This is a genomic window from Amycolatopsis jejuensis (assembly GCF_000717335.1).
Taxonomy (GTDB): domain Bacteria; phylum Actinomycetota; class Actinomycetes; order Mycobacteriales; family Pseudonocardiaceae; genus Amycolatopsis; species Amycolatopsis jejuensis.
Genome location: NZ_JNYZ01000011.1, coordinates 438,233 through 456,794, shown reverse-complemented (window position 1 = coordinate 456,794; position 18,562 = coordinate 438,233). Strand labels below are relative to the sequence as shown.

The window sequence follows — 18,562 nt, the reverse complement described above, 5'->3', positions numbered from 1 at the left end:
CCCGCCTGACCCCCTGGTGCCGCCCCAATGTGGCATTGGGTGCGTCAGATGCAACGAACGCCACATTGGGTGCGTCAGATGCACCCAATGTGGCATTGGGGTCACGTTGCGCGGGCTGGGGCCGCCGGTCAGAAGTCGAAGCCGCCGCCGTCAAAACCGCCGCCGTCAAAGCCTCCGCCATCGAAACCGCCGCCGTCGAACCCTCCGCCGTCGCCGCCGCCGTCGAAACCTCCGCCGTCACCGCCGCCTGCGTCGAGGGCGTCCTGCTGACCCGCGTCGTACCCGGATTCCCAGGCCGACGCGCTCGCGATGCCACCCATCCCGGAGAACATCGCGCTGAACAGGACCATCGAGCCGAGGCCCCATGCACCCGCCACGAGCGCGGGCTTCCACCACGGCTCGCTGTACCAGCCTTGCGGCACCGGCCGTCCGGCGACGCGGCCGCCGGGGTAGTAGTACGGCGTGTTCTGGCCCGGGTCGGGCGAGGCCTCGTAGTGCTGGCCCTCGACGTCGACCGCGCGGTTCTCGGTGACCTTGCCCGCGCGCTCGCGCTCGGCCTCTTCCGGCAGCGTCGGGCCCGGGTCCATGCCCATTGCGACGCGCGCGGCGCGCACGTAGTACAGGCCCTCGATGGCGGTCTCCTTGACCAGCCGGGCCTGTTCTGCTGTCTTGGCCTGTTCCAGCTGGGAGCCGGCTGCGTTGTAGCGCTCGCTCGCGTCGGCCATCGCCTGCTGGGAGGCGGTGTCGGTGCCGGTGATGTTGAGGACCTGGCCGCCGAGGCGTTCGACGAGCCTGCGCGCGTCGGCCTTGGCGTCCTCCAGCTGCCGCTGCCGTGCGGCGGCCTGCGAACGGGCCAGGTACAGCCCACCCCCGACGATGACGACGACCAGCACGATCAGGAGGATCGCGGTGCCCATGGGTCACTCCGTGTCTTGAGCTGACGAGCCGGCCGTGCAGCCGCCTCTGAATCGGACAACGGGGACGGTACGCGGTGAGTTCCCGGCCGTGTCCGGGAGCACCCCCCGACCGGCCGGTGGCCGCTGAAAGTAGAACACGTTATAGTTCGCCGCATGAGGTTCTCCCTGTCGATCGCGATGAACCCGCTCGGCCAGCTGGGCCCGCTCGCCCGCGCCGCTGAGGAGGCCGGATTCGCCTCGATCGTGCTACCGGATTCACTCTTCTACTCCGAGCAGGTCTCCGCCGACTATCCCTACACCCCCGACGGCAGCCGGTTCTGGGACGAGGACACCCCGTGGGTCGACCCGCTGGTCGCGACCGCGTCGATGGCTGCGGTGACCGAGCGGATCCGGTTCTACACCTCGGTGCTCAAGCTCGGTTCGCGCAATCCGGTGCTGCTCGCGCGGCAGGTCGGCTCGGTCGCCGCGCTCACCGGTGGCCGGTTCGGCCTCGGGCTCGGCATCGGCTGGTCGCCGGAGGAGTTCGCCTGGTGCGGCGCGCCGTACGAGCGCCGCGGCAAGCGGTTCGACGAGGCGATCGAGGTGCTGCGGCTGATCCTCGGCGGCGGGATCGTCGAGTACCACGGCGAGTTCTTCGACTTCGGCAAGCTCAAGATGAGTCCCGCGCCGCCGTCGCGGGTGCCGTTCTACATCGGCGGCCACACCGACGTCGCGCTGCGCCGCGCCGCCCGGGCGGCCGACGGCTGGTCGTCCGCGATGATGACGCTCGACCAGCTCCGCGACACCATCGGCAAGCTCAAGACCCTGCTCGCCGAACGCGGCCGCGCGGACGATCCGTTCGAGTTCCAGGCGGTGTGCGTCGACCGGTTCGGCCTCGACGGGTTTCGCGAGCAGGCCGCGGCAGGCGTCACCGACGCGATCACCATGCCGTGGGTGTTCGAGGGGATCGGGTTCGGCGCGGAAATCGGCCCGAAGATCGACGCGATCCGGAAGTTCGGCGACGAGGTCATCGCGAAATTCGAGGAGTGACATGGGAATCGAGGTCAGCTGGGACCCGGCCGTCGCGCAGCCGCCCGCGCGCGCGGCGGCGTTCAAGTCGATGACGGCCGTCGCGGCGGGGGACAAGGACGGCTGGCTCGCGTTGTTCGCGCCGGACGCCGTGGTGGAAGACCCGGTGGGCCCGTCGATGTTCGACGAGGCAGGCAAAGGCCATCGCGGGCCCGACGGTATCGCGGCGTTCTGGGACCTGACGATCGGGAACGTCGAGCGGTTCGAGTTCGTGATCCGCGATTCGCACGCAGCCGGCGCGGAGGTCGCGAACGTCGGCACCATCACCACGTTCCTGCCCGGCGGCTACCGCGTCGACACCGACGGCGTGTTCGTCTACCGCGTGGACGAAGCCGGGCTGATCACGTCGATGCGGGCGTTCTGGGAAACCGAACGGGCGATGGCCACCGTGCGGCAGGTCTGAGCCGCGCGGTGGCTGTGGTCAGCTGAACGCCGCATTGCGCGCTTGGATTGCCTCCCAGCTGTCCGGGATGAGCGCGGCGGCGCCGTCTTTCACGCTGGCCTGCGAGAATTCGACGTACGGGCGCTGCCGCGTCTCGTAGCGCGCGAACGCAGCCGTCGGGTCCTCAGGGGACTTCTCGAGTTCCTCGGCGAGGTAGTACGCGCCAGTGAGCGCCAGCGAGGTGCCGCGTCCGGACAGGAGTGCCGCACAGTGCGCGGCGTCGCCGACCAGGGCGATCCGGCCGCGATGCCATTGTGGCAGGTGAATCTGGCTGATCGAGTCGAAGTAGCAGGCATCGTCGGCCTCGGCCGCCGCCACGAGCTCGGGTACCTGCCACGCGGTGATCCCGGCGTAGGCGTCCTTGATGATCCGTTTGTACGCGGCCTGGTCGTGGTAGTCGTACCCGAGCGGGGCGGACCGGAACGCGAGGCAGCCGATCAGCTTGTCCTTGAAGGCGAAAACGGCCGCCATCCGGCCGGGTTCGTTGTACAGCGGGTTGGCCTGTTCCGGCCGCAGCTCCTCGGGCAGGTCGAAGAGCGCGACGTAATGACCGAGGTAGCGCAGGTAGTCCTGCTCCGGGCCGAACGCCAGCCGCCGTACCGCGGAGTGCAGGCCGTCCGCGCCGAGCACCAGGTCGTAGCGTTCGCGGCGGCTCTCGCGGAACGTGACGTCAACGCCTTCGCCGTCGTCGGCGAGTGCCGTGACCGAGTCGCGGAACCGGATGACCGCACCGGCACCGGTGGCCGCCGACGCCAGGATCGACGCGAGATCCTCGCGCGCGATTTCCAGGTCGTCGGCGGAATCACTGAACGATTCGTGCGGGATGCGGGCAACCGGGTTGCCGTCGCGGTCCACGTACACCGCGCCGTCGGTGGCGTGGATCTGTTCGGCGCGGATCCGGTCCATCAGGCCCATTTTCTCCGTGATGGCAAGGGCGTCGCCGCGGATGTCGATCGGTGAGCCGTTGACGCGGAGGTGACCGGAAAGCTCCACGACGGTGACGTCGTGGCCGCGGCTGCCGAGGTCGGCGGCGAGCGCGAGCCCGGCGACTCCGGCTCCGGAAACGAGGATGTGCATGGCATTTCTCCTTGGCTGGGGGATGGGATGAGTGCGCGTGTCGGAGGCGATCGCCCGGATGCCGTCGAGCTGCACGCGGTCACCGTTCTCCCTAAGGCGACATCCTGTCGTATTTAGGTGTACCCGCTCTCGGGAGCTAATGCAACAAAGTGTCGTGATAAGATCGGTCTCGGAGAGGTGAGGAACCCATGACCCAGGACGCCCCGGTCCGGCGCCCCGGCGGCCGTACCGCGCGGTTGCGGGCGCAGGTGCTGGCTGCCGCGCTGGAGCTGGTGGCCCGGCACGGGGTCAGCGGGTTCAGCTACGAGCAGGTCGCGGAAGTGTCGGGCGTGCACCGCGCCACCGTCTACCGCAACTGGCCCGACCGAGACCGGCTGGTGCGCGACGCGATCCTGGCCTTCGCCGAGGAAGCGGCCCCGATCGAGGACACCGGCGACCTGCGCCACGACCTGGTCGAGTTCATGCTCGCGCACGAAGCGCTCCTGCAATCGCCGACCGGCCGAGCGCTACGGCAACTATGGCTGCGCGACGACAACAGCCTCGAGCTCCGGCGCCTGCTCACCACTTACCGCCAGGAGCGGGAAGGAAAGGTCCGCGCCCGCTTCGCCAAGGCGACGTCGCGCGGGGAACTGCCGGAGGTCGACCCGGACCTGGCCCTCCATCTGCTCGCCGGTCCGGTGCACCACCACGCCCAATGGTCGGCGGAACCGCTGACCCGCGAGTTCGCCGAACGCCTCGTGGACGTCACGCTGACCGGTCTCCGCGCTGGACAATCTCCGTTGACCCGCCCGTGACTGCGGGACCCGGCTGTCCTGGCGTCAGGGTGTCACGATCCGGTCGGCAGGGGACGGCGTGAGTGGTTCGGGTGGGGGGATTCGGTGCCCGGTCAACGGCGGGGCGGGTCGGCTGCTGGTGTGGGTGTGGACCGGCGTCGGCTCGGGATGCTGGCGGGTCAGTCTCGGTAACCGGCGTGGGTCGGGGACATGCGCCAGGCAGCCGATGCGGTTGGGGACCTGCGCTAGGCGGACGGTGTGGGTCGGGAAGGTGCGTGGGCAGCCGGTGTGGGTCAGTGACCTGCGCCAGGCGGCCGGTGTGGGTTGGGGACTTGCGCCGGGCAGCCGGTGTGGGTCGGTGACCTGCGCCAGGCGGCCGGTGTGGGTTGGGGACTTGCGCCGGGCAGCCGGTGTGGGTCGGGAACCCACGCCAGGCAGCCGATGCGGGCAGGGAATGTGCGTGGGCTGCCCATGCGAGCGAAGCCAGCGGCGGTAACCGGCGCGGGGTGGAGATCTCTGAGCGGGTAACCGACGTGAGCTGGGCATCGGCGTGGGCAGCCCATACTGGTCGGGAACAGCGGTTTCGTTGGCGGGTCGAGGAATTGGGACAACTCCAGCCCGACCGAGTTCGCCGTGAGCAGATGTGCTTGCCATGCCCGGCGGAACCGGCAGCCGAATACCGTCGCTGCCTCGCCGTGGCCGGTTGTGTCCAGTACGCGGGGCCCATGATGCAGCGGAAGCCGAAAACGTCGCCGTACCAATCGATTGCGGCGTGCACGTCCGGCACCGTCAGTCCGATGAGGTTGACCGCCAGTCCGGGCGAAGGCATGGTTCCTCCTCCGCAAGAAATCAGCGCGAAAACTGCTCAGGGTGCCGGGCCAGTTGCAGCCGGGTGCGGCGGATGTGGCCCAGGCATACCAGCGCGGCCTGGTCCTCGTCAGCCTCGCGGAGGGCGCGCGGTGCTCGTCGTGCACTACGTGGTCGCCTTGTTCCTGGAAGACCTGGGTGAACATCAGCCGGTGGGTCATGTTCCACATCCGCTGGACGATCTCGTCCGGCACCACGGTTTTCGCGCCGGAGTACGACAGGTTGTGGAACTCGCGGTCCAGCCGGAGGAACTCGGGTGCGTCGGTGGTACCGGCCATCTGCTCGGCGAGTTCGTCCATGCGGTCGAAGGCGTCGGCGGTGAGGCCGGGCAGGCTTGCGCGCAGCAGCAGCGGCTCGATCTGCTCGCGGATGCGGTAGAACTCCTCGCATTCGTCGAGATCGAACTGCGACACTCACGCACCGGAGTTCGCGACGAGCTTTACCAGGCCGTCGGCTTCCAGAATGCTGAGCGCTCCGCGCACCGGAATCCGGCTCGCGCCGTACTGCTCGGCTACGTTTTCCTGCAGGCCGAGCTGGAGATCGCGATTTCGAACCTCGGCAGCTACGGCATCGAACGCGACGCGGCGGCCGGTCGTCGCCGATGATGGGTCGCTCACCAGCGCGACGATCATGACGGTCACCCTTTCCAGCGACCACCGGGCACTCGACGGCGCACTGGCGGCTCAGTGGCTCACCGCATTCCGCACGATCATCGAGGATCCGCTACGAATCCTGTTGTGACGCAGGGAATGTCGCGATGGCCTCGGCCAGCTCGGCCGGTCGCGAGAGGAACGGCGAATGCGAGGACTCGAACTCGGTCACCGTGGTGGGCCGGGCCGAGATCTCGTCGATCTCCTTCACGAAAAGGCGTTGCAAGGCGATCGGAACCGCGTAGTCTTGAGTGCACAGAACATATCCGTGGGGAATGCTGCCGTACCTTGCCGCGCTCACCTGCACTGCCTCCGCGCTGAAACCGGCCGGTGCTTCGGGGCTGAGCAGGGCGATGGCGGCGTCGGCGGTTTCGGGGTCGACGTCGTGGTAGAAGGTCGAGCGCACCAGGTCGCGCCGGCCGAGGTCGATCCGGAACGAGCCGACCACCGCCGGGTCGGCGGCGAACAGCTGCGGCACGGTGTCTCCGGCGCCTTCGTCGCGCGCGCGATAGGTGTCGGACGGCTGCCCGGACACCGGGGCGTGCGCAGCCACGTACACCAGCCCGGCGAAGAGCTCCGGTGCCAGTTCGGCGGCTGCGGTCGCGACGATTCCGCCCATGCTGTGTGCCACGACGAGACAGGGTCGTCCGTCGCCGATCCGCGTGATCTGCCGGACGAGGGTGGCCGCGGCCGACGACGCGGTGAGCCCGGCGAGCCGCGACGGCGTGGTCGCGACGGCGGCCGGATCGCTCCAGGTCAGGTGGGCCGGGCGGTGTTTCAGCCCGTGCCCGTCGAGGTCGACGGCGACCGAGGACAGGCCACGGGAGGCCAGTTCTTCGGCGACGAGGCTCCAGCACCAGCTGCCGTGCCAGAGTCCGTGGACGAGCACGATGGGGGTTTCTGCTTGCACGGTCGCCGAGGTTAGCGACGGCACACCAGTCACGACAAGGAAGATCGTCAGGGGGAAACGGGCAACCGGGTCAGGAATTGTCCAGGCGCAGCAGGGTTTCCAGCAGCGCACCGCCGGGAAGGCCTTCGTCGCCGAAGATCCGGTGCTGTACCTCGATCACGAGCGGCAGGGCCTCGCGCAGCGCCGCGCCGCCGGCATCGGTGACCTCGACCTGCTTGGCGCGCACGTCCTCGGCGCTGCGTGACCGCACGATGAAACCCTTGCGTTCGAGCGTCTTGAGGATCTGCGACACCTGCATCGGGTGGATGTCGCCGGACGCCGCGAGGCCGGACTGGGTCACCGCTTCGCCGGACCGGTTCAGCCATCCGGCCAGGGCGAGGGTCTGGAACTGCAGGTGCGTGAGGTCCAGCGGCGCGAGTGCCTGGTCGATCTCGCGGACGTAGCGGTGCACGACGCGCCACATCACGAAGCCCACGGCGTTCTCCGGAGCACCGAGGGAGGCCGTGGTGAAGAGGTCGGTGAGCGCGTCCTTGTCCATTGTGGTGCATCGTAGCCGGGTGTCGCAGGTCACTTGCCGGATTATAGTAAACGCGTTTAGTATTGAGGTCGGAGAGAGGAGGCGGTGATGAGCGACATCCCGGTCGACATCGGCATTTACCGCTACGACAACACCCGCGCGCTCTTCGACGGCACTGCCGGTTTCGAAGGCGTCGACGCGACCATGCACACCGCAGACATCGTTTCGGACATCTTCGAGCGGACGGTCCGGGACCGCGAGTTCGGCGTCGCCGAGCTGGGTCTCACGTTCTACCTGCGCACCCTGGACCTCGACGAGGAGTCGCCGTACCTCGCGATTCCGGTGTTCCCCAACCGGCAGTTCCGGCATTCCGCGATCTACGTCAACACCGCCAGCGGAATCCGCACGCCGCAGGACCTGGCAGGCAAGACCATCGGCGAGTTCGCCACCTACGGGCACGACGCCGGGGTGGTGGCCAAGGGCGTGCTGTCCGACGAGTACGGCGTGAAGCCGGAGCAGAGCCGCTGGGTCATCGGCGGGTTCGACTGGCCGATGGAGTGGTTCGACTTCGTCCCGCGGCTGCACCCGGCCGAGGTCGACGTGCAGCCCGCCCCGCAGGGGAAAGCACTCGGCCAGATGCTCGACGACGGCGAGATCGATGCGTTGATCTCCGCCGACGTTCCGCGCGCGGTGCTCGAGAACTCGCCGAATGTCGCGCGGTTGTTCCCGGACTACGTCAGCCTCGAGCGCGACTACTACCGCCGCACCGGCATCCGGCCGATCATGCACACCGTGGTGGTGCGCAAGGATTTGCTCGCGCAGCACCCGGGGCTGGCGCGGAAGGTGTACCAAGGGTTCGTCGACGCCAAGGAAACCGCAATGGCGGACTATCGGCACGGCCGGATCTTCAACCACATGGGGTCGGCGGGCATGGTTCCGTGGTTCAGCGAGCTGTACGACGAGAACCGCCGCCTGTTCGGCGAGGACTGGTGGCCCTACGGCGTGGAGAAGAACCGCGCGTCGGTGGACGCTTTCCTGCGGTGGCATTTCGAGCAGGGACTGTCGAAGCGGCGGCTGACGGTGGAGGACATCTTCGTGCCGGAGCTGCTCACCACGTGAGCTCCTCGTGCAGGCCTTGCAGCGCGAGGTGGTCGTCTTCGGTGCCGGTGTGCGGGGCGTGGAACCAGTCGGCGTACTCGCGTAGTTCCGACAGCCGCCAGTCGAGGGCGAAAAGTTCGACCATCTCGGGGTCCAGTCCGGGCGTGGCGGGCAGGTCGGCGTAATCGCGTTCGCGGGGGGCCAGCGCGAGGGATTCCCAGTCCACCAGCCAGAGTTTCCCGGCCGCCACGACCTGGTTGTCGTTGTGTGGTTCGCCGTGCGTCGGCACCCACTCCCGGCGGGTGGCGACGTCGGCCAGCTCCAGGTAGCGGTCGGTCCAGCGCTTGATGTCGGGCGCGCGGGCGGCGAGTGCGGTACGGGCTTCCTCGGCCAGCGGACCGGACGTCCACGGCTCGGCGGTGCGGGCGCGCAGGTCGTCGGCGAATTCCGCGCTGACCTGCGGCGTCCACCTGCGCAGGCCCGTGGGCGGCGGCGTGCGGTGGAGTTCGGTGAGTGCTTCGCGGATCTGCTGCTCGTCCATCTCGTCTTGGGCCGGGCTTCGGCCGTCGAGCATCGGGGTGACGCTGAGGACGCCCGCCCCGGTGTCGACCGTGAACCGGCCCGATCGGGCCGGGATCGGCGCGCAGACGAAGCTGAGCCCCAATGCTGAGGCGGCCGCGTAGGTGCTTTCCAGCGAGGCCGCGGTGTGCCGGGTGGCCAGCTGGTCGAGGGTGACGAACAACGTGGTCCCACTGCCGTGCGCGCGCCAGTGATGCGCGCCGAAACCCCAGGGCAGGTAAGCGATTTCGGGGACGTCGGACAGCCAGTGCGCGGCAATGGCGCGCGCAATGGTGTCGTCATCGATGGTGGCAGGACGGGACCGCACGAAGGGGATCGTAGGCAGGGAATCGGTGTCGCGGCAACGGAATTACCGGGCGACGAGCTCCATGCTGCGCTCCCACAGCTCGCCCGCGATCGGCGGCGTCTTGAGTGCGCGGATCCGGCCGGATTCGTAGTAGGCGCCGGATTCCCAGTCACGGTCGACGGCGAACCGCACGAGCTGCCGGGCGGCCTTTTCCGGGGACTGGAAGAGCAGCCGGGGAATCGGTGTCCGGAACAGCGTGCCGACCGCGCTCCGGCTGGATTGGGCGAACCTGCTCGCCGTCCCGCCGGGATGGAACGCGACGGTGGACAATCCCTTGCCGTGGTAGCGATTGTGCAGTTCCTGGGTGAACAGGACGAGCTCCTGCTTGGCGTTGCCGTACGCGCGGACCGGCGTGTAGCCCTCGGTGGTGCCGAGGTCGTCGAGGCGGACGCGCGCGGACAGCCGGGCGGCGTTGCTCGCGGTCTGGATCACCGTCGCGCGCCCGGCCAGCAACGGGTCCAGGAGCAGGGTGGTGAGCAGGACCGGGGCGAGGTAGTTGACCTGGAAGGACTCCTCGAAGCCGTCCGCGGTTTCGGTGCGCTTGCCGAGAATGGCTCCGGCGTTGTTGGCAAGTACGTCGATGCGCGGGTAGCGCTCGGTGAGAGTTTCGGCAAGGGTTCGGACGTCGTCCAGTCGAGTGAAGTCCGCGCTGAAGTGGTCGGCGCCCAGTTCCCGGCCGATCGCCTCGACCTTGTCCGCTGATCTGCCGACGACCACCACCCGGTGCCCGAGACCGGCGAGGTGCCGCGCGGCTGCCGCGCCGATCCCGTCGCTGGCTCCGGTGACGATGATGGTCTTGGGGATCTCAGGCAACGTTCTTCCTCTCCGTTTCCGCCGAACCTACCCGCGAAAACGGCCGAAGCCGGGAAAGTCTGCCCCTTGGTACTAGAAGAGTTCGTTCCGGTAGTTCTCGTCGATTGCTTCGTGCAGGCCGCCGCCGACGAGTTCGCCGAGGCTGTCGTTCATCTTCTGCGCGTGTTCGGCGATGGTGAGGGTGTAGAAATCGCCGCCGAGGGTGACCGCATTCGCCAGCCCCCGGGTATCGCCTTCCCACAATTTTGCGCGGATCACTGCCTTTCCGCATTGCCCGAATACCTCGCGTACCCGGACAATGGTCGCCAGTGCCGCTGGTTTTCCGTCGGCGCCGAGCATACCGAGCAATTCCGGGTCGTCGGTGACGAAGGCGTCGCCGTTCACCCGCATCACCTCACGCAGTCCGGGCACGAAGAACACGAGCCCGATCGACGGGTTCACGGTGATGTTTTCGAAGGTGTCGGCGAATTTGTTGCCGGGCCGGTCGGGGATGGCGAGCGTCCACGGGTCAAGAATGCGGACCGAACCGGGCGGGTCGCCTTTCGGGCCGACGTCCATCAGGCCGTCCGCGCCGAAACTCGCGACGCAGAAGAATGGGCTGTGCGCGATGAACCGCATGGCGAATTCACCGAGCCGGGGTTCCTTTTTCTCGGCGATGAACTGTTCCGGGAAACCGATGATCTCCCGGACACGGTCCATGGTGATGGGGGTGTACGCGTCGGCGGCAGTGCTGGTCATGGGGGTCTCCCGTCACAGGTCGAGGACGAGGCGCGGGGTGCGCGCCCGCGAAACACAGACGAACATCCGGTCACCGGCTTTTTGCTCGCTTGCGGAAAGAATGCCGTCGCGGTGCTCGGGAATGCCTTCGAGAACCCGCGTTTCACATGACCCGCAAATCCCGGACCGGCACGACGTCGGTGGCCGGATTCCGGCGTCCTCCAGCGCGCGGATGATGCTTTTGTCCGCGGGTACGGACACGGTTTTCTTCGACGCCGCGCACACGACTTCGACCGGCTTGTTCTCGGCCGGGGGTATTTCGCGGACTTTGAATCGTTCCAGGTGCAACGTACCGTCGGGCCAGTTTTCCGCCGCAGTGTCCAAATCGGACAGCAGGGAAGCCGGACCACAGGCGTAGACCTTCGCACCCGATTGCGCTGGTTTTTCGAGTTCCGGCAACGGAATCCGGCCGACGGTGTCCGCCGGATGGCAGCGGACCCGGGGTCCGTAGCTGCGAAGTTCGTCAAGGAACGGCATCGACGCGCTGGTGTGGCCGCCGAAGTACAGCTGCCAGTCGGCATGCTGTGATTCCGCCTCGCGAATCATCGGCAGAATCGGGGTGATGCCGATTCCGGCGGCCACGAAGACATACGATTCAGCGGGCCGGAAGCCGAAATTGTTCCGCGGGCCTTTGATGGTGAGCCGCTGGCCGGGCCGCAGGAAGGCGTGGACGTACTCCGAACCGCCCCGGCTCGCGCGTTCCCGGCGCACGCCGATCCGGTAGTACGCGCGTTCGCCCGGCGGTCCGCACAGCGAGTACTGCCGCTCGACGCCGTTCGGCAGCACGACATCGATGTGCGAACCCGGTTCCCACGGCGGCAGCAGCTCGCCGCCGGGAGTGGCCAGCTGCAGGGAGACGACGCCGTCGGCCTCCCAGCGCAACTGCCGGACGACGACGTCGGTTCCAACGGTGATTTCAGTGCTCAGGGACACGGCGTTCCCTCCATTGTTAACGATGTTACTTGCCGCCTCGGCAAGGGTATTGGTAACGTCGTTAACATGTCAACCGAGCCGAGGCGGGGAATTGCCGCGACGCGCGCCGAGCGGGCAGTCCGGGAAGCACTGGAGCTGGTCGACGCGGGTGGGCTGGAGGCGCTCACCATGCGGCAGCTGGCCGACCGGCTCGGCCTGCACCTGCCGGCGATCTACCGGCTGTTCGACGGCAAGGACGCGCTGATCGACGAGATGGCCGAGTCGATTCTGGCCGGGGCAGTATCGATTCTGCCCGCTTCCGGCGAGTGGGCGCCCCGAGCGCGGGCAATGGCCTCCGGCCTGCGCACGGCACTGCTCACCCACCGCGACGGCGCCCGCATCGTCGGCGGGAACTACGCGGCCAAACACAGCAACCTGACCTATGTGGACACTCTGGTCGGCTGCATGCTGGCCGCGGGCCTGACCAGGAAACACGCACTGTGGGCGGCGAGTGCGCTGTTCTGTTTCGTGCTGGGGGAGGCGCTGGAGGAACAGGGCGCACAGGGCGGCGAGATCGACGTGCTGAAGGACGTTCTTGGCGCGCAGCAATACGCCCACCTGGCGGCGGGACCGGTGGAACCACTGCTCGACTTCGAGGCCCGGTTCGCGTTTGGGTTGGAGCTGCTGATCGCGGGCATCGAGTCGGTTGTCCGGGGTTGAGCCCGGTCCCGGCTGGGTGTTGCGGGCTGCCGGTGGGTGTGGTGTTCGGTGGCTGTGGTGATGCTCGATGATCGGGGTGTATCGGGTCGGTTGTCTGGGGTTGAGCCTGGCTACGGCTGGGTGGAACAGCCGGGTCGCGGGGTGGGTGTGGTGTTTGGTGGGCGTAATGCCGACGATCGTTGCGTATCGAGTCGGTTGTCAGCGGCTGCGCCCGGCTAGGTGGAACGGTCGGGTCGCGTCGTCGGGTTTGGTGGGTGTGATGCCGATGATCAGGTGGGTGCCCATGGCCAGGTGGAACAGCCGGGTCGCGTGTCGGCGTCGGGTTTGGTCGGTGTGATGCTGATGATCAGGGTGGATCGGGTCGGTTGTCAGCGGCTGAGTCCGGCCACGGCGAGGTGGAACAGCCGGGTTGCGGCGGCTGCAGGGTCGGCGTGGCGTTCGGTGGCCATGGTGATGCCGACGATCAGGGTGATCAGGTCCGTCACCGTCACGTCCGGTGGCACCGCGCCGGTGTCGGCGGCGCGGGTCAGGAGCGGGGTGGCGGCTTCCTCCAGGGTCGCGGCGCAGGAGTTGCCGTGGACCGGGTCGGGGACGTCGTAGGCCAGGGCGGCGGCGAGGCCGCGGGCGGAAACGCAGTAGCTCACCACGTCGTCGAGCCATTCGAGCAGGGCGCGTCGGCTGTCGGGCTCGGCGGCCAGATCGTGGGCGCGGGCGACGAGCGCGGCGATTCGTTCCTGCGACACCGCACGTAGCAGCGCGTGCCGCGTGGGGAAGTGGCGTCGCACCGTGGCGGAACCGACCCCTGCGGTGCGCGCGATCTGCTCCAGCGACGCGTTCGCGCCATGGGCGGCCACCGCTTCCTCGGCCACCGAGAGGATGCGCGTGTAGTTGCGCCGCGCGTCGGCACGCTGCTGTCCGGGCATGGCTCGGTCCTCCGGGTTTGCTAAGTGGCGGGCCCCGCCGTATTGTAGCCGGAGAGAAACGGCGGGCCCCGCCGTTTGTGTTTCGAGGGAGAATCATGCCCGGAGAATCTGCCCCCGTCCTGGTCACCGGCGCCACCGGCAGGCAGGGCGGCGCGACGGCCCGCGCCTTGCTGGAGACGGGGGTGCCCGTCCGCGCGCTGGTCCGCGATCCGTCGAGCGCGCGGGCGAAGGCGGTCGAGGCACTGGGCGCCGAACTGGTCACCGGCGATCTGCACGACCGCGACGCGGTGCGTCAGGCAGCCGAGGGCGCGCGGGCGGTGTTCAGCGTCCAGATGCCGGACATGTCGGGTCCGCAGCCGGATTTCGCGGGCGAGGCGGCGCAGGGGGTGAACCTCATCGAGGCCGCGAGGGAAGCCGGGGTGCCGCAGTTCGTGCACACGTCCGTCACCGGGGCCGGGCAGCACACCGAAAGCCCCGGCTGGGCCGAGGGACGCTGGGACTACCTGGAACCCGCGCTGACTGCGAAGACCGCGGTACAGGATCGGCTGCGCGAGGCCGGTTTCCCGCACTGGACGCTGCTCAAGCCGGGATTTTTCATGGAGAACTTCCTGCCGTCCACGGAGTATCTGTTCCCGCGCGGCGTCGAGGGAGGGTTGGTGACCATCCTGCGCCCGGAGACGCGGCTGTCGCTGGTCGCGGTCCGGGACATCGGCCGCGCAGCCGCCGCAGCCATCGCCGACCCGGAGCGGTTCCACCGCGTGGAACTGGAACTGGCCAGCGACTTCCGTCCGATGACGGACATCGCCCCGATCCTTGCCCGGGTCCTCGAGGTGCCGCTGCCGGTGCCGGACATGACCGTGGAGGAGGCCATCGCCGCCGGAATGCCGCCGATGGGCCATTCCCACGCCCGGCTCAACGAGGTGGGCCAACCGGCCCGGCCCGAGTTCGCCCGCGAGTTGGGGATCCCGCTGACGACCTTCGAGGAATGGGCGGAGACGACGATGCGCGCGGACGCTTGAGGAAGTGTCGCGGAGCCGGGGGATTGCCGGCGCGACCGCTCTGTTTGGGGTGTCGTGCAGCCTTCTCGGGGCGGCCTCTTCGTGGGGCGGTTCGGTGTGTGAGGTCGGTGGGTCTCTTCGCGGGGTGGCATGGGCCGGGGTGTCTGCCGGTCGTCTGGTGGAGCGGTTTGGTGTGTGAGGTCGGTGGGTCTGTTCGCAAGGCGGCATGAGCCGGGATGTCTGCCGGTCGTCTGGTGGAGCGGTTCGGCGAGGGACGCGAGTCGGTCTGTTCCTGGGCGGCTTGGTGGGGTGTTAGCTGATCGTCCCGTGGGGCGATTCGAGGCGTGGTGGTAGCAGGTCTCTTCATACGGCGGCTCGGCGTCGACGTCAGCCCGTCCCCCGCAGAACCGTTTGGTGCGTGACGTCGCCGGTCTCCGCACGGGGCGGCTCGGTGCGGGGCGTTCGCTGGTCTTCTCGTGGGGCGGGGTTGACCGGTCCGCGCCGGGACGGCTCGGTGTGGGACCCTCAATCGGTCTCCTGGTGGAACCGCTCGGCGTGGTACGTCAACCGGTTTCCTCTCGGAACCGCTCCGCGAACCAATCGGCAGCGAATGCGGTCCGCTGGGCTGCGTGGTTGTAGATCGTGTGTTCGCCGTCTTCCCAGACCTGCAGGTGCGCCACCCCCTCAGCGGCCGCGAGGAATGGTTTCTGCTCCTCCAGCCGCACGATGGGGTCCGCGCCGCCGTGCAGGACGAGCACCGCGCCCCGGATCCGGTCGTCTGCACGCAATGCCAGCCGGGCGAAGTTTTCTTGCACTGCTTGGTGATCGCGGGTACCGAGCATGGCGCACGCCTGCTCGTCGAACGTCCGGAACCCGAGCAATCGCGGCGTCGCCGGGGCGCCATTGATGCACACCGCGGCCACCCGGGGGTCCGACGCCGCCGTGGTACCCGCGTAGAGGCCGCCCATGCTGTTGCCCCACAGCCCGACGGGGCCGTGGAGAAGTGCGTGGTCGACGAACGTCGAGTACGCGGCCCGGACGTCGACGTCGAGCAGCACACCGCCGTGCATGCGCGTCTCGCCTTGCCCGGGACCTTCCGCCAGCAATGCCGCCATGCCGCGACGGGTCAACGCGTCAGCGAGTGAAAGATATGTTGCGCCCCAGCCACTTTGCCCTCCGAATACCACCACTGTACCGGCGATCGGGCCGGTCGGGCGGATCAGCCACCCGAACAGGCGACCCCCGGCGAAGGGCAGCTGGACCCGTTCCCACTGCGCAAGTTCGGCGGCGCGAGCGACGGCCGAGGTGAACCGGTCGTAGAGGGAGACCTTGCGGGGGACGTCGAAGTTGTACGCCATCTGCGCGAACAAGAGATCCGCTGCTGCATAACGCAATTCCTCGAGCGCGGTGACCGGGTTCGGCACCTGCCGGGCCAGCCGGACGTCCGCAAGTTGTTCTGCCGCACGATCCCACGCCTCCCCGGAAGCAGTACGGGCCTGCAGCGCAAGGACATCGGCGTAGTCCATGCCGCCGTCCAGCAACCGGGTCGGTGGCATGGCTCGCCAAAGTGCTTCGGCAGGGGCGACGCTCATGCGGGCACCGTCACGGACAGCCGCTGCCGGAGCTGGTCCACCGCTTCCGGCAGATCGGCGAGGGAACCGGCCCAGAACAGGTGGAAATCCGGGCGGCTGAGAAACGCTTCGACGCCATTCGAAGTGAACCAGCGATCGTAAGTGCCATCGACGTCCTCTGCCGCGGTGATGGTCGCGACTGTCGTGCCGATCCGGTCGAGGAACGCGCGCCGGTCGTCGTCCACCCACGCGGCACGGGATACCAGGCTGAAGCCGCCGCCGAGCACGTCGTCGAATCGGCCGACACCAGCGGAGGTACGGACATTTCCTTGCGGGGCAAGCGTTCCGGACAACGAACACCGGTCGTGGATCACCCCGGCAGTGATGGTCGGGAACGGCGGCGGAGGAGGAACGTTTCCGCTGCGGAACGCTTCGTCGCGCGCGGCGGCTTCGGCCGGGTCGTGGGTGTTGGCCACTTTGCCGAGTGCGGTGGAGATCTCGGTGATCGCGGTGGCGTGCGGTTTGCGCTCGGTTTCGTAGGTGTCGAGCAGGCCGTCACCGGCGAGGCCGCGCAGGACCAGGTCGAGTTTCCACGCGAGCGTGATGCCGTCGCGCATGCCAGAGCAGGCGCCCTGCCCGAGGTACGGCGGCGTGGTGTGGGCGGCGTCCCCGGCGAGCAGGACCCGGCCCTGCCGCCACGATTCGGCGATCCGGCCCTCGAAGGTGTAGACCACCTGACGCAGAATCCTTACGTCGTCCGGCCCGAGTCCATGCGTTTCCCGTAGCCAACGCCAGGCGAACTCCGGATTTTCGTACGCTGCAACGTCTTCTCCGGGCAGCACCGCCAGTTCGAAGCGCTGCCTGCTCCGCCCGATCGGCATGTGCATGTGCCCGCGCGCCGGATCGCAGAACTGGGTGACGTGGCTGAATCGTTTCGGCAACGGCCGCCGCCGTTCAGTGTCGATGTTCAGCCATCGGTCGTGTACGCCGTTGTCGCTGCGCTTTATCCCCAAAGCTGCACGCACAAAGCTGCCCGCACCGTCCGCGCCTACGACGTACTTCGCCGTCACGGTGCGTTCAGCGCGATCGTTCGACCGCGCGGTGAGCTGCACGCCGTCGGTTTCCGCGTGCAGGTCCACGATCTCCCAGCCCTGGTTGACCTCGACGTTCCCGGTCGCCCGTACGTGCAGATCGATGGCGTCCTCGATGTCCGGCTGGTAGATCGACAAATGCGCGGGATGCCCGCACGACGTCCCACGCCAGTCGAGTTCGATGAGCTGCTCGCCGTCAGCGCTGAAGTAACGATAATGCGGGAGCGGCAGTGCGTCGCGCAACGCGTGGCCGAGGTCGCCGACGGCCTGGACGATCCGCGCGGTCTCGCCGTCGATGTGCGTGAGCCGCGGCAATCCATACAGGTTCGGCCAGCGTTCGAAAACCGCGACGCGGTGCCCGCGCTTGCCCAGTGCCGAGGCGAGGACCAGTCCGGTCGGCCCGTAGCCCACGATTGCGACGTCGAAGTCGTGGTGCATTGCGTTGTCTCCCATCGGGAAGGGACCCGTGGGACGAGCGTAGGAACGAATGGCGCGTGCGCCGATCCGGCAAGCGACCGGACCATCCGCCTAGCGACAAGACTTCAGCGTCTCGGACGGCCGGACGCCATACCGCGCCTGGTACGCCCCGGCGAACCGCGGCACGTGACCGAAACCCCACTTCAGCGCGATGTCGGTGACCGTTGTACCAGGCGGGGCCGCCTGGAGGTCGGAGTGCGCGCGGGCGAGGCGGATGCTCTGCACGTACTCGCGCGGGCTGCAGCCGACGTACTCCTTGAAATGCCGTTGCAGCGACCGCGGCGTGGTCCCGGCTTCGAGCGCGAGCCGTTCGACGGACAGCTCGGCCGACGGGTCCCGCTCGATCAGCTCGACCGCCCGCTTGACCGGCCCGGACCGGCGCGGGCTCGTCTGCCGCTGTGCCAGCTCGTCGCGGTAGTTGTGCGGTTGCGCGAGCAGAAGCCCGGTCATCAGGAACCGCGACCACGGGTTGTCGCGGCCAGCGGCGGCCAACCCGGCCGGCTGGTCGAGGTCGTGTACGAGCAGCCGCACGGCCTGTGCCCAGGACGCGGCCGCCGGGCGTGACAGGTCCATGCCGGGTGCGAACCGGATCGGGGCCGCGATCGGCCGGTCGAGCAGCTCTTCGAGGTGCCGCTCCAGCGCGTGCCGTTCGACGCGGACGTGCAGCTGGCGGTACCCGTCACTGAGCTCCATCCGGGCGACCATGCCGGGGGAGAGGATGCCCGCGGTCGTCTCGTCGACGTACACCTCGTCACGATCCGCCTGCAGCAGGTTGGTGCCGCCGAACGCGAGGTTGACGTCGTAGTAGCCGACCTGTTCGGTGAGCTGGACCCGCAGCTCGGCGCCGGCATTCCGGCCGTACACGAGGGTGACGGCGCCGAGGTCGGCCATCGCGAGGTCGGTCTCCAGCCGGGTCTCCCGCCGCGTGGGCGCGAGCCGGTGCGGCGTGAGGTAGCGCGCCACCGTCGCCCGGAATTGCTCCAGGTCGGCGGTGTGCAGCACGGAGTACCGCTCGAGGGTCGCCACGTACTCCATG

General features: G+C 68.6%; 21 protein-coding genes. 7 read left to right on the top strand and 14 right to left on the bottom strand.

All coding sequences use genetic code 11. The features are described 5' to 3' along the window. Positions 1-128 precede the first annotated feature (128 nt). Positions 129-917, bottom strand: a complete 789-nt coding sequence (locus tag OO71_RS17320; protein ID WP_033290759.1) for a hypothetical protein — start codon at positions 915-917, stop codon at positions 129-131. Positions 918-1,070: 153 nt separating this feature from the next. On the opposite strand from OO71_RS17320, the gene OO71_RS17315 reads away from it, so the two are divergent. Both OO71_RS17315 and OO71_RS17310 read left to right on the top strand, forming a co-directional pair. Continuing rightward, complete coding sequence (locus OO71_RS17315) at positions 1,071-1,946, top strand: TIGR03619 family F420-dependent LLM class oxidoreductase (protein ID WP_033290758.1); 876 nt, start codon at positions 1,071-1,073, stop codon at positions 1,944-1,946. 1 nt (position 1,947) lies between these two features. After that, positions 1,948-2,388 (top strand): nuclear transport factor 2 family protein, encoded by a 441-nt coding sequence (locus tag OO71_RS17310; protein ID WP_033290757.1) that lies wholly within the window; start codon positions 1,948-1,950, stop codon positions 2,386-2,388. A gap of 18 nt (positions 2,389-2,406) precedes the next feature. Here OO71_RS17310 and OO71_RS17305 read toward each other — a convergent pair whose 3' ends face one another. Next, complete coding sequence (locus OO71_RS17305; protein WP_033290756.1) at positions 2,407-3,504, bottom strand: FAD-dependent monooxygenase; 1,098 nt, start codon at positions 3,502-3,504, stop codon at positions 2,407-2,409. Positions 3,505-3,692: 188 nt separating this feature from the next. Here OO71_RS17305 and OO71_RS17300 point away from each other — a divergent pair, with 188 nt between their 5' ends. Then, a complete protein-coding gene (locus OO71_RS17300; RefSeq protein ID WP_033290755.1) occupies positions 3,693-4,298 on the top strand; it encodes a TetR/AcrR family transcriptional regulator in 606 nt (201 codons plus the stop codon). A gap of 272 nt (positions 4,299-4,570) precedes the next feature. On the opposite strand, the gene OO71_RS53345 is transcribed toward OO71_RS17300, so the two are convergent. Both OO71_RS53345 and OO71_RS53340 read right to left on the bottom strand, forming a co-directional pair. Beyond that, a complete protein-coding gene (locus tag OO71_RS53345) occupies positions 4,571-5,557 on the bottom strand; it encodes an FCD domain-containing protein (RefSeq protein ID WP_156096337.1) in 987 nt (328 codons plus the stop codon). Continuing rightward, entirely contained in the window at positions 5,558-5,776 is a 219-nt protein-coding gene (locus OO71_RS53340; RefSeq protein WP_425388680.1) for a GntR family transcriptional regulator, read from the bottom strand. On the opposite strand from OO71_RS53340, the gene OO71_RS52220 reads away from it, so the two are divergent. Continuing rightward, positions 5,775-5,885 (top strand): 2-oxo acid dehydrogenase subunit E2, encoded by a 111-nt coding sequence (locus tag OO71_RS52220; RefSeq protein WP_245633691.1) that lies wholly within the window; start codon positions 5,775-5,777, stop codon positions 5,883-5,885. The genes OO71_RS53340 and OO71_RS52220 overlap by 2 nt on opposite strands. Here OO71_RS52220 and OO71_RS17290 read toward each other — a convergent pair. Then, entirely contained in the window at positions 5,868-6,704 is an 837-nt protein-coding gene (locus OO71_RS17290; RefSeq protein ID WP_211260538.1) for an alpha/beta fold hydrolase, read from the bottom strand. The two genes, OO71_RS52220 and OO71_RS17290, sit on opposite strands and share 18 nt — an antisense overlap. Positions 6,705-6,774: 70 nt before the next feature. After that, positions 6,775-7,242: a MarR family winged helix-turn-helix transcriptional regulator gene (locus OO71_RS17285; RefSeq protein WP_033290752.1), complete on the bottom strand. Its 468-nt coding sequence runs from the start codon at positions 7,240-7,242 to the stop codon at positions 6,775-6,777. A gap of 87 nt (positions 7,243-7,329) precedes the next feature. On the opposite strand from OO71_RS17285, the gene OO71_RS17280 reads away from it, so the two are divergent. After that, positions 7,330-8,340 carry a type 2 periplasmic-binding domain-containing protein gene (locus tag OO71_RS17280; RefSeq protein WP_033290751.1) on the top strand — a complete coding sequence of 337 codons (1,011 nt, stop codon included), beginning with the start codon at positions 7,330-7,332 and terminating at the stop codon, positions 8,338-8,340. Here OO71_RS17280 and OO71_RS17275 read toward each other — a convergent pair. The 4 genes from OO71_RS17275 to OO71_RS17260 form a co-directional block, all read right to left on the bottom strand. After that, a complete protein-coding gene (locus OO71_RS17275; protein ID WP_084145001.1) occupies positions 8,330-9,205 on the bottom strand; it encodes an aminoglycoside phosphotransferase family protein in 876 nt (291 codons plus the stop codon). The genes OO71_RS17280 and OO71_RS17275 overlap by 11 nt on opposite strands. A 42-nt stretch (positions 9,206-9,247) precedes the next feature. After that, complete coding sequence (locus tag OO71_RS17270; protein WP_156096333.1) at positions 9,248-10,057, bottom strand: SDR family NAD(P)-dependent oxidoreductase; 810 nt, start codon at positions 10,055-10,057, stop codon at positions 9,248-9,250. 72 nt (positions 10,058-10,129) lie between these two features. Continuing rightward, positions 10,130-10,795, bottom strand: a complete 666-nt coding sequence (locus OO71_RS17265) for an MSMEG_1061 family FMN-dependent PPOX-type flavoprotein (protein ID WP_033290749.1) — start codon at positions 10,793-10,795, stop codon at positions 10,130-10,132. Positions 10,796-10,807: 12 nt separating this feature from the next. Further along, complete coding sequence (locus OO71_RS17260) at positions 10,808-11,767, bottom strand: PDR/VanB family oxidoreductase (protein WP_245633690.1); 960 nt, start codon at positions 11,765-11,767, stop codon at positions 10,808-10,810. Positions 11,768-11,833: 66 nt separating this feature from the next. Between OO71_RS17260 and OO71_RS17255 the strand changes: the two genes are divergently transcribed. Further along, positions 11,834-12,466 carry a TetR/AcrR family transcriptional regulator C-terminal domain-containing protein gene (locus OO71_RS17255; protein WP_051791647.1) on the top strand — a complete coding sequence of 211 codons (633 nt, stop codon included), beginning with the start codon at positions 11,834-11,836 and terminating at the stop codon, positions 12,464-12,466. Between the two features lie 368 nt (positions 12,467-12,834). Here the strand turns inward: OO71_RS17255 and OO71_RS17250 are convergent, their stop codons facing one another. After that, positions 12,835-13,389 carry a TetR/AcrR family transcriptional regulator gene (locus OO71_RS17250; RefSeq protein ID WP_033290748.1) on the bottom strand — a complete coding sequence of 185 codons (555 nt, stop codon included), beginning with the start codon at positions 13,387-13,389 and terminating at the stop codon, positions 12,835-12,837. A gap of 95 nt (positions 13,390-13,484) precedes the next feature. Here OO71_RS17250 and OO71_RS17245 point away from each other — a divergent pair, with 95 nt between their 5' ends. Continuing rightward, positions 13,485-14,408 carry an NmrA family NAD(P)-binding protein gene (locus OO71_RS17245; RefSeq protein WP_033290747.1) on the top strand — a complete coding sequence of 308 codons (924 nt, stop codon included), beginning with the start codon at positions 13,485-13,487 and terminating at the stop codon, positions 14,406-14,408. A 542-nt stretch (positions 14,409-14,950) separates the two neighbouring features. On the opposite strand, the gene OO71_RS17240 is transcribed toward OO71_RS17245, so the two are convergent. From OO71_RS17240 to OO71_RS17230, 3 genes are all read right to left on the bottom strand, one after another. After that, the gene (locus OO71_RS17240) at positions 14,951-15,979 is read right to left on the bottom strand and encodes an alpha/beta hydrolase (RefSeq protein ID WP_033290746.1); all 1,029 of its coding nucleotides are present in this window, start codon (positions 15,977-15,979) and stop codon (positions 14,951-14,953) included. Continuing rightward, positions 15,976-17,502: a bifunctional 3-(3-hydroxy-phenyl)propionate/3-hydroxycinnamic acid hydroxylase MhpA gene (mhpA, locus tag OO71_RS17235; protein ID WP_211260537.1), complete on the bottom strand. Its 1,527-nt coding sequence runs from the start codon at positions 17,500-17,502 to the stop codon at positions 15,976-15,978. Before mhpA ends, OO71_RS17240 begins: the two co-directional genes overlap by 4 nt. 75 nt (positions 17,503-17,577) lie before the next feature. Beyond that, the gene (locus tag OO71_RS17230) at positions 17,578-18,561 is read right to left on the bottom strand and encodes an AraC family transcriptional regulator (RefSeq protein WP_033290744.1); all 984 of its coding nucleotides are present in this window, start codon (positions 18,559-18,561) and stop codon (positions 17,578-17,580) included. Position 18,562 lies beyond the last annotated feature (1 nt).

What these genes read in the sequence shown, in the direction of transcription:
- OO71_RS53340 (WP_425388680.1), bottom strand. Translation starts at nt 5,776, where the DNA reads ATGATCGTCGCGCTGGTGAGCGACCCATCATCGGCGACGACCGGCCGC.
- OO71_RS17240 (WP_033290746.1), bottom strand. Translation starts at nt 15,979, where the DNA reads ATGAGCGTCGCCCCTGCCGAAGCACTTTGGCGAGCCATGCCACCGACC.
- OO71_RS17245 (WP_033290747.1), top strand. Translation starts at nt 13,485, where the DNA reads ATGCCCGGAGAATCTGCCCCCGTCCTGGTCACCGGCGCCACCGGCAGG.
- OO71_RS17255 (WP_051791647.1), top strand. Translation starts at nt 11,834, where the DNA reads ATGTCAACCGAGCCGAGGCGGGGAATTGCCGCGACGCGCGCCGAGCGG.
- OO71_RS17265 (WP_033290749.1), bottom strand. Translation starts at nt 10,795, where the DNA reads ATGACCAGCACTGCCGCCGACGCGTACACCCCCATCACCATGGACCGT.
- OO71_RS17230 (WP_033290744.1), bottom strand. Translation starts at nt 18,561, where the DNA reads ATGGAGTACGTGGCGACCCTCGAGCGGTACTCCGTGCTGCACACCGCC.
- OO71_RS52220 (WP_245633691.1), top strand. Translation starts at nt 5,775, where the DNA reads ATGACGGTCACCCTTTCCAGCGACCACCGGGCACTCGACGGCGCACTG.
- OO71_RS17305 (WP_033290756.1), bottom strand. Translation starts at nt 3,504, where the DNA reads ATGCACATCCTCGTTTCCGGAGCCGGAGTCGCCGGGCTCGCGCTCGCC.
- OO71_RS17285 (WP_033290752.1), bottom strand. Translation starts at nt 7,242, where the DNA reads ATGGACAAGGACGCGCTCACCGACCTCTTCACCACGGCCTCCCTCGGT.
- OO71_RS17320 (WP_033290759.1), bottom strand. Translation starts at nt 917, where the DNA reads ATGGGCACCGCGATCCTCCTGATCGTGCTGGTCGTCGTCATCGTCGGG.
- OO71_RS17250 (WP_033290748.1), bottom strand. Translation starts at nt 13,389, where the DNA reads ATGCCCGGACAGCAGCGTGCCGACGCGCGGCGCAACTACACGCGCATC.
- OO71_RS17280 (WP_033290751.1), top strand. Translation starts at nt 7,330, where the DNA reads ATGAGCGACATCCCGGTCGACATCGGCATTTACCGCTACGACAACACC.
- mhpA (WP_211260537.1), bottom strand. Translation starts at nt 17,502, where the DNA reads ATGGGAGACAACGCAATGCACCACGACTTCGACGTCGCAATCGTGGGC.
- OO71_RS17315 (WP_033290758.1), top strand. Translation starts at nt 1,071, where the DNA reads ATGAGGTTCTCCCTGTCGATCGCGATGAACCCGCTCGGCCAGCTGGGC.
- OO71_RS17300 (WP_033290755.1), top strand. Translation starts at nt 3,693, where the DNA reads ATGACCCAGGACGCCCCGGTCCGGCGCCCCGGCGGCCGTACCGCGCGG.
- OO71_RS17310 (WP_033290757.1), top strand. Translation starts at nt 1,948, where the DNA reads ATGGGAATCGAGGTCAGCTGGGACCCGGCCGTCGCGCAGCCGCCCGCG.